Annotated in this window: 13 protein-coding genes; 8 read left to right on the forward strand and 5 right to left on the reverse strand. The window is 66.4% G+C overall.

Annotated features, from left to right (window positions below; all coding sequences use genetic code 11):
• The first annotated feature begins 95 nt into the window (after nt 1-95).
• The 6 genes from ACV22W_RS14800 (at nt 96) to ACV22W_RS14825 (ending at nt 6,325) form a co-directional block, all read left to right on the forward strand.
• A complete protein-coding gene (locus ACV22W_RS14800; RefSeq protein WP_059531269.1) occupies nt 96-1,310 on the forward strand; it encodes a cation:proton antiporter in 1,215 nt (404 codons plus the stop codon).
• A 15-nt stretch (nt 1,311-1,325) separates the two neighbouring features.
• Nucleotides 1,326-2,441: a YbdK family carboxylate-amine ligase gene (locus ACV22W_RS14805; protein ID WP_174380320.1), complete on the forward strand. Its 1,116-nt coding sequence runs from the start codon at nt 1,326-1,328 to the stop codon at nt 2,439-2,441.
• A gap of 504 nt (nt 2,442-2,945) precedes the next feature.
• Entirely contained in the window at nt 2,946-3,584 is a 639-nt protein-coding gene (locus ACV22W_RS14810) for a MarR family winged helix-turn-helix transcriptional regulator (protein WP_059531266.1), read from the forward strand.
• Nucleotides 3,585-3,612: 28 nt separating this feature from the next.
• A complete protein-coding gene (locus tag ACV22W_RS14815; RefSeq protein ID WP_059814675.1) occupies nt 3,613-4,323 on the forward strand; it encodes a glutamine amidotransferase in 711 nt (236 codons plus the stop codon).
• 179 nt (nt 4,324-4,502) lie between these two features.
• The gene (locus ACV22W_RS14820) at nt 4,503-5,615 is read left to right on the forward strand and encodes an NADH:flavin oxidoreductase/NADH oxidase (RefSeq protein ID WP_448020118.1); all 1,113 of its coding nucleotides are present in this window, start codon (nt 4,503-4,505) and stop codon (nt 5,613-5,615) included.
• Nucleotides 5,616-5,803: 188 nt separating this feature from the next.
• Nucleotides 5,804-6,325 (forward strand): SET domain-containing protein, encoded by a 522-nt coding sequence (locus tag ACV22W_RS14825; RefSeq protein WP_448020119.1) that lies wholly within the window; start codon nt 5,804-5,806, stop codon nt 6,323-6,325.
• Nucleotides 6,326-6,421: 96 nt separating this feature from the next.
• Here the strand turns inward: ACV22W_RS14825 and ACV22W_RS14830 are convergent, their stop codons facing one another.
• Together ACV22W_RS14830 and ACV22W_RS14835 are read right to left on the reverse strand one after the other, a co-directional pair.
• Nucleotides 6,422-7,906 carry a sensor histidine kinase gene (locus tag ACV22W_RS14830; RefSeq protein WP_448020120.1) on the reverse strand — a complete coding sequence of 495 codons (1,485 nt, stop codon included), beginning with the start codon at nt 7,904-7,906 and terminating at the stop codon, nt 6,422-6,424.
• 115 nt (nt 7,907-8,021) lie between these two features.
• Entirely contained in the window at nt 8,022-8,714 is a 693-nt protein-coding gene (locus ACV22W_RS14835) for a response regulator (RefSeq protein WP_006401494.1), read from the reverse strand.
• A 123-nt stretch (nt 8,715-8,837) separates the two neighbouring features.
• Here ACV22W_RS14835 and ACV22W_RS14840 point away from each other — a divergent pair, with 123 nt between their 5' ends.
• A complete protein-coding gene (locus ACV22W_RS14840) occupies nt 8,838-9,068 on the forward strand; it encodes a DUF3717 domain-containing protein (RefSeq protein WP_006756491.1) in 231 nt (76 codons plus the stop codon).
• A 92-nt stretch (nt 9,069-9,160) separates the two neighbouring features.
• Here ACV22W_RS14840 and ACV22W_RS14845 read toward each other — a convergent pair whose 3' ends face one another.
• Nucleotides 9,161-9,469, reverse strand: a complete 309-nt coding sequence (locus ACV22W_RS14845; RefSeq protein ID WP_059531247.1) for a 4a-hydroxytetrahydrobiopterin dehydratase — start codon at nt 9,467-9,469, stop codon at nt 9,161-9,163.
• A 150-nt stretch (nt 9,470-9,619) separates the two neighbouring features.
• On the reverse strand, nt 9,620-10,546 hold the full coding sequence (gene phhA, locus ACV22W_RS14850) for a phenylalanine 4-monooxygenase (protein ID WP_448020121.1): 927 nt from the start codon (nt 10,544-10,546) through the stop codon (nt 9,620-9,622).
• A gap of 106 nt (nt 10,547-10,652) precedes the next feature.
• Here phhA and ACV22W_RS14855 point away from each other — a divergent pair, with 106 nt between their 5' ends.
• Entirely contained in the window at nt 10,653-11,138 is a 486-nt protein-coding gene (locus ACV22W_RS14855) for an Lrp/AsnC family transcriptional regulator (RefSeq protein WP_006408082.1), read from the forward strand.
• A 47-nt stretch (nt 11,139-11,185) separates the two neighbouring features.
• Here the strand turns inward: ACV22W_RS14855 and ACV22W_RS14860 are convergent, their stop codons facing one another.
• Nucleotides 11,186-11,719, reverse strand: coding sequence for a class IV adenylate cyclase (locus ACV22W_RS14860; RefSeq protein WP_448020123.1), 534 nt, complete (start codon nt 11,717-11,719; stop codon nt 11,186-11,188).
• Nucleotides 11,720-11,753 lie beyond the last annotated feature (34 nt).

Raw genomic sequence — 11,753 nt, forward strand, 5'->3', positions numbered from 1 at the left:
ATCACATTCGGGGCGATACCCAGCCGGCGCGCATCTCATCTCTGACGCTTGATTCCGCGCCGCTGGCGATTGCTTCCAAAGGAGAAGTCACCACGATGAAGTCGGCGTTCTCATTCCTGCCCAACTGGCCGCTCGCGCCGGATGCCGTGTTCTGGGCCGGCCTCGCGTTGTTCGCGGCCGGTCTGTGCGGCGAGCTGTGCTACCGCGCATGGCGGCTGCCGCGCATCACCGGCTATGCGGTGATCGGTCTCGTCGCCGGTTCGTTCGGATTCGGCGTGATCGACGCAAGCACCGACGAAACCTCGCGGCTGCTGATCGACGTCGCGCTCGGCCTGCTGCTGTTCGAGCTCGGCAGCCGTCTCGACCTGAAATGGATTCGCCGCAACCCGTGGCTCATTGCGTCGAGCCTTGCAGAGGCGACGCTGACGTTCGTGCTCGTGCTGTTCGTGATGCTCGCGCTCGGCGTGTCGGGCATGGTCGCGCTCGTGCTGTCGGCGATCGCGATCGCGACGTCGCCGTCGATGGTGATCCAGCTCAAGACCGAACTGCGCGCGGAAGGGCAGGTGTCGCAGCGCCTCATCACGCTGACCGCGCTGAACAGCGTGTACGCGATCGTGCTGACCAAGCTCGTCACGAGCTGGCTCCACCAGGAGGCGTACGGGAACGTTTTCGCGACGATCCTGCAGCCCGTCTACCTGATCGCCGGTTCGTTCATCGTCGCGTACCTGGTCGCGCGCGCGTGCAATTACCTGTTCCGCCACATGACCTCGACGATGCGTGACGAGCATTCGTTCGTCGCGCTGTTCGGGCTCGTGATGCTTGCGATCGCGGTGGCGCAGGCGCTGAAGCTGTCGACGCTGCTCACGCTGCTGCTCGCCGGCATCATCGTGAAGAACCTCGAAGCGCGGCCGCAGCTGTGGCCCGAGCATTTCGGCACGGCCGGCTGGCTGCTGACGGTGGTGCTGTTCGTGCTGACGCTCACGTCGTTCACGTGGGGCGACATCGCGCTCGGCGGCCTGCTCGCGATCGCGCTGATCGTCACGCGGCTCGTGGCGAAGCTGGCCGGCGTCGTCGCATTCGCGAAGCCGAGCGGCATCGGGATGAAGCAGGGCATCGCGCTCGGCATCGCGCTCACGCCGATGTCCGCGCTGTCGTACCTGCTCGTCGACGACACCTACCAGCTCTATCCGAATTTCGACCCGCACCTGCGCGCGATCGTGATGTGCACGATCGTGATCCTGCAGCTCGTCAGCCCGTTCGTCGTCTACCGCTGCCTGTCGGCGGTCAGCGAACGCAGCGACGGCAACTGATTTCCGGAACCTGCCATGGCACTCGAAACATTCGTCAATTCCGAACCGTTCACGTTCGGCGTCGAACTGGAGATCCAGGTCGTCAACACGCACAACTACGACCTGACCAAGGCGGCATCCGACCTGATGCGCCTGATCCAGGGCGAGACCTTCCCCGGCAACATCACGCCCGAAATCACCGAGAGCATGATCGAGCTGTCGACCGGCATCTGCCATTCGCACGAGCAGGCGGTCGGCGAACTGCACGCGATCCGCGACGTGCTCGTGAAGGCGGCCGACCAGCTCAACGTCGGGCTCGCCGGCGGCGGCACGCACGCGTTCCAGCAGTGGAGCGATCGACAGATCTATGACGCGCCGCGCTTCCAGTACATCTCCGAGCTGTACGGCTATCTCGCGAAGCAATTCACCGTGTTCGGCCAGCACGTGCACATCGGCTGTCCCGATCCGGACAGCGCGCTGTTCCTGCTGCACTCGATGTCGCGCTTCATTCCGCACTTCATCGCGCTGTCCGCGTCGTCGCCGTTCGTGCAGAACGTCGACACCGGCTTCCATTCGGCGCGCCTGAATTCGGTGTTCGCGTTCCCGCTGTCGGGCCGCGCGCCGTTCGTGCTGACCTGGGACAGCTTCGAGGAGTACTTCATGAAGATGGTCAACACGGGCGTCGTCAACTCGATGAAGGACTTTTACTGGGACATCCGGCCGAAGCCCGGGTACGGGACGATCGAGGTGCGCGTGATGGACACGCCGCTGTCGGTCGATCGCGCGGCCGCGATCGCTTGCTACATCCAGACGCTCGCGCGCTACCTGTTGACCGACCGGCCGCTGAAGCTGTCGGAGGACGACTATCTCGTCTACACATTCAACCGTTTCGAAGCGTGCCGCTTCGGGCTCGAGGGCACCTGCGTCAATCCTCAGACAGGTGAGCGCCGCACGATCGCGGAAGACATCCTCGACACGCTCGACCGGATCGCGCCGCATGCGGCCGCGCTCGGCTCGCGCGCGGCGCTCGACGAGATCGGCGCGCTCGCGAAGGCGCGCGTGAATGACGCATCGTGGTTGAGAACCGTTTTCAAACAGGAAAAATCGCTGAACGAGACGGTCCGCCAGCAGTGCCTGCGCTGGCGCGAATGAAAAAATGTTTTGCAGATTACAGACTCGACCGCGCGGCGATTCGCTGAATGTCGTTCGATGCCGATTCGTGCACAGCGCGTCGCCAGTCGTCCTGAAAATCTGTGGATAACCCGATATTCCGCTTCAAAGTCAACGCTCTGCGGGATGGATAACCCGGTGGGCCGGTGCCGTCGGCACGATGGCCGATTCGAACAGGAAAATGTTTGCGCGTTCGGTTGTGGGGTCGGCAGAGATTGCCGGCACAACGAAAAAATCCGGTTATCCAGCGATTTTCCACAGAATGCAGGGGATAACTTAGCTGTGCGATTTTCCGCTCTCGCTTAGAATGTCGGCTTTGCGGACACCGGAACGACCCGTGTCTCACCGGTCGCCGCGAACGCGACCGCCGCGTGTGCCTCGCGACGGCCGTGTCGACGCTCCTCAACGAGCGTCTGTTTTGAGATGACATTCGATCTCCACACTACGGCTGCTCGGCGATCCGGGCGGCGGCAAAGCGAAAAGACTATGAGCGAAGGCGTTTACGGGAATCAGGCTTCGGGACGTGTGACCCACAGCTTGCTGCGATTGAGTACGGCCATGCGAAGCCAGGCATGGGATTGGGCGGAAGGCGCAGGCCTCACGCCGACGCAGGGCGAGATCCTCGTGCTGCTGCTGCAACGCAAGGGCCCGATGCGGCTCGGCGAGATCGCGCGCGAGACGCAGCTCACGGCTGCGACCACCAGCGATGCGGTCAGCACGCTCGAGACGAAGGGTCTCGTCGAGAAGCGTCGCGCACTGGACGACGGCCGTGCGCTCGCCGTGCGCCTGTCGGCCCGCGGCCGTACCGCGGCGAAGAAGGCGCTGCAATGGCCTGAATTCCTGACGAAAGCGGTCGGCAAGCTCGGCGCGGACGAGCAGGGCACGCTGTACCGCGCGCTGCTGAAGACGCTGCGCGAATTGCAGGTGGCCGGTGCGACGCCGCCGCAGCGCATGTGCCTGACGTGCGCGCATTTCCAGCCGGGCAAGCAGTCGAAGAAGACCGTGCATCACTGCGCGGCGCTCGATCTGTCGATGGCCGACAGCGATCTGCGTCTCGACTGTTCGGTGCACGAAGAAGCCGACGCGGCGACGCAAAAGAAGACCTGGAAGGTATTCGCCGGCTGACGTCCGTCGATCGACCGGGAGGCCGATGATGAACGCTGAAGTGGTGGCGATCCGCCACGTGCATTTCGAGGACCTCGGCAGCTTCGAGCAGGTGCTCGGAGAGCGCGGGCGGCGGGTGCGCTACGTCGACGTCGGATCGTCGCGCGTCGAGGCGCTCGATGCGCTCAAGCCGGCGCTGCTCGTGATGCTCGGCGGGCCACTCAGCGTGTACGAGGACGCGCAGTATCCGTCGATCGCGCCGCTCGCGGCACTCGTGCGCCAGCGCATCGACGCCGGACTGCCGATCCTCGGCATCTGCCTCGGCGCGCAGTTCATCGCCCGCGCGCTCGGTGCGCGCGTCTATCCGGCTGCGCAGAAGGAACTCGGCTGGGCGCCGCTGACGCTCACCGACGCCGGCCGCGCGTCACCGCTGCGCCACCTCGACGGCGCGGCGACCTCGATGCTGCACTGGCATGGCGATACGTTCGACCTGCCGGGCGGCGCGATCCATCTCGCATCGACACCGGCGTGCCGCCACCAGGCGTTTGCGTGGGGGCAGCACGTGCTGGCGCTGCAATGTCATCCTGAAATCCGCACCGACCGCTTCGAACCCTGGCTGATCGGCAACGCCGGCGAAATCGCGTCGACGCCCGGTATCGACGCGCGCCAGTTGCGCGCCGACACCGTTCAGCATGGTCCCGTGCTGGAGACGGCGGCGCGACGCATGTTCGGCGAGTGGCTCGACAGCGTCGGGCTTTGATCCCGGGCGAGCGGCATTGCGGGCCGATGCACCGCCGTACGCCGCGTGCGCGCTGCCTCGCTGCCGGCTGCATGCCGGCCCTGCCTGACCATCCGCTTACTGCCGAATCGGCCGCCAGCAGGCTTCGAGCCCGCATGCTACGCTGGTCCGCTCTTCCCCTTTCCTGGCGAGCGGTATCCATGACTGCGCTGTTTTCTCCGTTCACGCTGCGCGGCGTGACCCTTCCGAACCGGATCGTGATCTCCCCGATGTGCCAGTACTCGGCCGAGCGCGGCGAGGCGACCGACTGGCACATGATTCACCTCGGCCATCTCGCGCTGTCCGGTGCGGGCTTGCTCTGCATCGAAGCGACCGCCGTCGAACCCGACGGGCGCATCACGGCCGGCGACCTCGGCCTGTGGGACGACGTGACCGAAGCGGCACTCAAGCCCGTGCTGGCGGCGATCCGCAAGCATTCGCCGGTCCGTGTCGCGATGCAGCTTTCGCATGCGGGGCGCAAGGCGTCGAGCGAGGTGCCGTGGAACGGCGGCCAGCTCGTGTCCGTCGCCGATGGCGGCTGGCTGCCCCATGCGCCGTCGGCGTTACCGCACAAGGACGGCGAGACGCCGCCGCTCGCGCTCGACGCGGCCGGCCTGAACCGGATCCGCGAAGCGTTCGCCGCGGCCGCGAAGCGTGCGGCGCGCCTCGGCATCGATGCGATCGAGGTGCACGCGGCGCACGGCTATCTGCTGCATCAGTTCCTGTCGCCGCTTTCGAACCAGCGCACCGACGAATACGGCGGCTCGCGAGAAAACCGGATGCGCTTTCCGCTCGAGATCTTCGAGATCGTGCGTGCGGCATTTCCGGATGACAGGCCAGTCGGCGTGCGCGTGTCGGCGACCGACTGGGTCGAGGGCGGCTGGGAACTCGAGGATACGATCGCGTTCGCGCACGAACTGAAGCAACGCGGCTGCGACTGGATCGACGTGTCGTCCGGCGGCGTGTCGCCGCTGCAGAAGATTCCGCTGTCGCCCGGTTACCAGGTGCCGTTCGCGCAGGCGGTGAAGCGCGCGGTCGGGATGCCGACGATCGCGGTCGGCCTCATCAACGAGCCCGCGCATGCGAACCGGCTGATCGAGTCCGGCGACGCCGATTTCGTCGCGATGGCGCGTGCGATGCTGTACGACCCGCGCTGGCCGTGGCATGCGGCCGCCGAGCTCGGCGCGCAGGTTTCGGCGCCGCCGCAGTACTGGCGTTCGCAGCCGCGCGAGCACAAGACGTTGTTCGGCGACATCGCATTCGGCCAGCGCTGAGCGTCATGCGCGCGATATTGCGCGCGATGTTGAACGAAGCAATCGTGAACGTGTAGGATGCGGGTGATTCGCCGCATGCCCCGACGCGGCACCGACCGGTGCCGCGTTTTCGTTTCGCGCGACGCAGGGCCGCGCAGGACGCAAACGCGGCCGTCTTCCATTCAAGTCGTCTTCAAAGGATTCGTTCGATGAGTTCACGCAGGATCGCGGTGCGCCGCTCGGGAGTACACGGCAAGGGCGTGTTCGCGGTGGAGCCGATCAAGGCCGGCGAACGCGTAGTGGAATACAAGGGCGAGCGAATTTCGTGGAAGGAAGCGCTGCGCCGCCATCCGCACGACCCGAACGAGCCGAATCATACGTTCTACTTCGCACTGGAAGAGGGCGGCGTGATCGACGGCAAGATCGACGGCAACAGCGCGCGCTGGATCAACCATTCGTGCGCGCCGAACTGCGAGGCCGAGGAGATCAAGGGCCGCGTGTTCATCCACGCGCTGCGCGACATCGGGCCGGAAGAAGAACTGTTCTACGACTATGGCCTCGTGATCGACGAGAAGCTGACGAAGAAGCTCAAGCGCGAATACGCGTGCCATTGCGGCGCGGCCGCGTGTCGCGGCACACTGCTCGCCACGCCGGACGACGACGGCAAGAAGAAAAAGAAGAAGGACCGGAATTCGGAGTCCGGCGCGAAGGACAAGAAAAAGAAGAAGTGACCGGCGCGGCCGCGCATCGTGCGCGGCTGCTTCACCTTCACCGGATGGCCGCCGCGCGGCCGTCCGTCCCGCCCGATACGGGCCAGCGCGCGCGCTTCAGTGCATCGGCGCGGCGGCCGGCGTCTCGCTCGCCGGCTTCGCGGTGCGCCTGGCGAGCGGCACCCGCACCACGAAACGCGAACCGCCTTCCGCTGCATCCTCGTACGATACCGTGCCGCCGTGCATCGCGATGATGTCGTGCACGATCGCGAGCCCGAGCCCGGCGCCCGTCTCGACGCCGTTGCCGCTCTGCGCATCGCCGCGGAAGAAGCGCTTGAACAGGTCGGCCTGCTGGCTCGCCGGCACGCCGGGGCCGTTGTCCTCGACGACGATCTCGGCGGCCGGCTGGCCGTCCTCGAGCGCGCCGCGCGCGACGTTCACCGTGATCCGCGCGCCAGCCGGCCGTGCGAGCGGCACGTATTTCAGCGCATTGTCGAGCAGGTTCGCGATGACCTCGCGCAGCAGCACGGGGTTGCCGCGCACGTTCAGCGTTTCGTCTTCGCCGGGATCGTCGCTGCGCTGGAAGCCGAGGTCGACATGCGATGCGAGCGCGCGCGGCACCCACTCGGCGCCCGTCTCGAACGCCATCGCGGCCAGGTCGACGTCGACGAAACGCGCGGCCTGTTCGCCCGGCTCCGCACGCGCGAGCGACAGCAACTGGTTCGACAGCCGCACCGCGCGGTCAGCGGCCGCGCGCAGTTCGCGCACCGCCGCGTAGGTCTGCTGCGGGTCGCGCGCGACGGCGGCCTGCTCGGCATGCAGCTTCACGGCCGTGAGCGGCGTGCGCAACTGGTGCGCGGCATCCGCGATGAACTTGCGCTGCGCGTCGAGCGCGGTCTTCAGGCGGCCGAGCAGCGCGTTCATCGCGCTCGTCAGCGGCCGGATCTCGAGCGGCACGTCGGTCTCGTCGACCGGCTCCAGCGACGTGTGGGTCTGCCGGTTCAGCGAATCGGCGAGATGCGTGAGCGGGCCGAGCTGCTGGTTCACGACCCGCCACACGATGCCCCAGCCCGCGAGCAGCAACAGAAGCAGCGGCATCATGATCGCGACGAGGAATTCGGCCGCGATCCGGTAGCGGTGCCGCACCGGCTGCGCGACCTCGACCACCATCGGCTTGCCGCCCTCGACATCGTCGACGCGCACCTGCGCGACGCGCACCGCACGATTGTCGTACTCGGCCTCGAATACGTACGCGTGATGCATGCGGCGCACGTTGATGCCGCGCAGCGGCAGCTTCGGGTCGCCGGCGAGTTCCTGTTCGCCGTCGCTGATCCGGTAGATCAGCGCCTCCGCCGGATCGGAGAACATCGCCTGCGCGAGCGGCGGCACCGTGAACGGCGCGTCGGGCCCGGCGATCTGGATCTGTTTTGAAATGGCGGTGGCGAGATCGGCGAGCGAGCGGTCGATCACGTGCTGCGTGTATTGCCACGCGAGCCAATAGGCAATCAGGCCGCTCATCAGCGCGAGCATCGACAGCGGCGCGGCGAGGCGGCGAAGCAGCGAGCGGCGCAGGCTGGTGGTGACAGCCGGATCAGAAGACATTTCGACGGGCAAATGGATAAGCGCCGCTCACGGGGAGCGGCGCGGACGTGCGTCGGACGGCGACGCGGGCGGGCGGCTTGCCGGCGGCACGCGGCCGGCCGGCGTGCGGCGCCGCTCAGACGCTCGCGGTCTGGCGGATTTCCTGCAGCAGGTAGCCGAAGCCGCGCACCGTGACGATTTCGACACGGCACTGCTCGAGTTTCTTGCGCACCCGGTGCACGTAGACTTCGATCGCGGTGTCGCCGAGATCGCCGCCGAAGTGCGTGAGGTGATCCTGCAGTTGGGCCTTGCTGACCACGCGGCCGTGACGCAGCAGCAGCATTTCGAGCACCGCGAATTCGCGCGGCGACAGTTCCAGCGGCTTGTCGTCGTTGAAGATCCGGCGATCGACGCCCGACAGGCGGACGCCGCCGAGCGACACTTCCGGACGCGGCATGTCGCTGTGCGGGCCGCTGCGGCGCATCACCGCGCGAATGCGCGCTTCGAGCTCGGCCGGCTCGAACGGCTTGAGCATGTAATCGTCGGCGCCGGAGTTCAGGCCCTGAATCCGGTCGTTCAGTTCGTCGCGCGCGGTCAGCACGATGACCGGCGTGTGGCGATTGGTCTGGCGGAAGCGTGTGAGCAGCGTCATTCCGTCGATGCCCGGCAGGCCGAGGTCGAGGATCACGAGTTCGTGGCGGTTTTGTGCCAGCGCCTGTTCGGCAAAGATGCCGTCATGCACCATGTCGACGGTGAAGCCAGCCTGTTCGAGGCTGCTCTGGATACCGCGTGCGATGGGGCGGTCGTCTTCGATCAGAAGGAGTCGCATGAAGTTCGCTCAAGTACAATGGGTTGGCGGTTCAGGCACGCGGACAGCACGACGCCGTTTCCACAGGGGCGCCGCATCGCCTGACAATCAAGCATGGCGGCCAGCGAACGATTAAATCCAATCATGTCCGATATTTCGATTCACGACCTCGAAGCCGCGATCAATTTCTGGCGCGCCCGCTCACCGTCGAGCGGCGACGAACTCAAACTCTGCGAAGAGGCCAGCGCGCTCTCCAAGCCGTATGCGCTGCTGATTGTACAGCGCGAAGGCGCGCTGCAACTGGAAGGTTTGGACCCCAAGGCGCGGAAAGCGTACGAGACTTACGTGCGCCTTAAGGATGGCTTGGAAAGCTGAAGGCTTTCGCTGAGTACATCCTAGAAAACGTTCATCGAAATGAAAAGTTGACGCGCCGCGCGTCGAAAGACGCGCGGCGGTAGAGGAACGTCTCAGGCGGCCGGTTCCGTGTGGGCGCACACCTGGTCGATGAATGTCGCGAGCGCGATGTCGCGTTCGGTCAGGCCGTCCGCGTCGTGGGTCGACAGCGTCACGTCGACGCGGTTGTACACGTTGAACCATTCCGGATGGTGGTTCATTTCCTGCGCCTTGATCGCGACACGCGTCATGAAGCCGAAGGCCTCGTTGAAATCGGCGAAGCGCAGGCTGCGCTGGATCGCGTCGCGGCCCGGCACGGCCGTCCAGTGCGGCAGGCCTTCGAGCCGGGTCTTGCGTTCTTCTGATGTGAGCTTGTGGATCATCTTGCACCTCGTTCGGTAACGGCGCCCGCACGCGGGCAAGGGCCACGCGGCAAAGCCGGTAGCGGTGATTGTTTCATAGTTGCGGGACGGCCATCCGGCGGCGGACATTGGGGCGCCGGCGCGCGGACCACGCCGGCGTGGCCCGCGGGCTTACGCGTCAGCGTCGTCCGGCCAGCCTTCGCCCGTGCCGCGATGCAGCACGAGATCGCGATCGACCACGGCGCCGGCCGGGAATTCGGGCAGCGGGGCCAGCCGGTCGGCCATCGCACGGCCGTCGACGTCGGCCAGCGCGAACAACTGCACGAAATCGTCGATCACGAAGTAGGTCTTCTGGAACGTGTCGATCCGGTAGCGCGTGCGCATCACGCGCTCGAGGTCGAAACCGAGCCGGTTCGGCGCCGCGCTTTCGAGGCTGTACAGGCTTTCACCCTTGCTCGACACGATCCCGGCGCCGTAAATCGACAGCCCGTTCGTGCCGTTCGGGTCGCGGATCAGCCCGAATTCCACCGTATACCAGTAGAGACGCGCCAGCCGCGCGAGCGCCGCTTCGTCGTCCGCGACCGCGAGCGCGGTGCGGCCGTATGCCTGCATGTAGTCGGCGAACACCGGCTCGATCAGGAGCGGCACGTGGCCGAACAGGTCGTGGAAGCAGTCGGGTTCCTGCAGGTAGTCGAGTTGATCGGGGCGCCGCATCCACCAGGTGACCGGAAACCGCCGGTTCGCGAGGTGCTCGAAGAACACGCGATCGGGCACGAGGCCCGGCACGGCGACGATCTCCCAGCCGGTGGCCGGTTTCAGCTGGCGATTCACGTCGGCGAACGACGGCACGCGATCGGCCGGCAAGTCGATCTTCGCAAGCCCTGCGGCGAACGCGTCGCACGCGCGTCCGCGCAGCAGCGCCGACTGTCGTGCATAGAGCTGCTGCCACACCGCGTGGTCGACCTGGCCATAACGTTCGAGCGGCTGGTCGATGGTGAAATCGGCGCGGGTTTCGAGGCCCGCGTCGAACTGCTCCTGCAGTTTCGCGGTGACGACGGTGGACATGGTGAGGCTCTGCACGCTGTGGCTGGGGACCATGCAAGTGTAGAGCGGGTTACGTGCGGAATGGGCGCAAAGATGGCGCTGATTCGCTTATTGATGCGATAATCGCGCATCAAAATGGGAATCAATGCGGAGAATGCTCATGCTGGAACTCGATCACTTCGATCTCGCGCTTCTGGACGTGCTGCAGCGCTTCGGCCGCGCGACGCACCAGCAGCTCGGCGAGGAGGTGCCGCTGTCGCCGTCGCAGATCGGCCGGCGGCTGCAGCGGCTGGAGGCGGCCGGCGTGATCGAAGGCTACCGCGTGATGCTGCGCCCCGAAAAGCTCGGGCTCGGCGTCACGGCGTTCACGAGCCTGAAGCTCAAGCATCACGGCGATTCGATCATCGAGCAGTTCCAGCAACAGATCGACGTGCTGCCCGAAGTGCTCGAATGTCATGCAGTGGTCGGCGACGCCGACTATCTGCTGCGGATCGTCGCGCCGGATCTCAATGCGCTGTCGCAGTTCGTGATGAAGAAGCTGATGCGCGTGCCGGGCGTCGACAGCGTGCGCTCGAACATCGTGCTGACGACCTTCAAGCGCAACGGCGCGCTGCCGCTCGCGCACCTGGCGCCCGGCGCCGCCTGACGCGGTGGCCGGGCCGGCGGCGAGGCGCCGCCGCGGACAGGGCCGGATCAGGCCGCTTCGGGTCGTGCGTCGGCGTTCAGCAGGTCGACGTATGCGACCGCGACGAGATCCTCCTGCGCCACGCCGAGCTTCGCGAACACGTCATGGGCCTCGGCTTCGCCGCCGGCTTCGTCGTCGTCGGGGCCGAGCACCACTTCCAGTTCGATGAAGTCGCCGAGGCCGTCGACGCGGTCGAGGTGGATCCGCGTGCGGCCGACGAGGTAGACGTGCCGTTCCTTCGTCACGATTCCGCGCGTGGTGAGCGCGGTCGCGAGCAGCGAGTGCATCGCGTCCGGGTTCGTCACCGGGCTGCGCGTGTAGTACGACGCCTTCGGGCCGTCACGGTCGTCGCGCTGGTAGAAGATCAGTTCGGCCGGCGTGCCGTCCTCGAAGCGGCGCAGCTTCAGCCGGCCGCGCGGCACGTCGTAGAAGAAATCCTGCTGGCGGTAGAAGAGCGGTGCTTCGGCGGCGAGCTTGGCCGCCTGTTCGCGCAGCCGGTCGAATTCACGGGCGCGGGCTTTGATCTCGATGTTGCGGGCCATGCGGGTCTCCTTCAATCAGGGGTCTCGCGGTGTG

The organism is Burkholderia sp. AW49-1 (genome assembly GCF_053427845.1).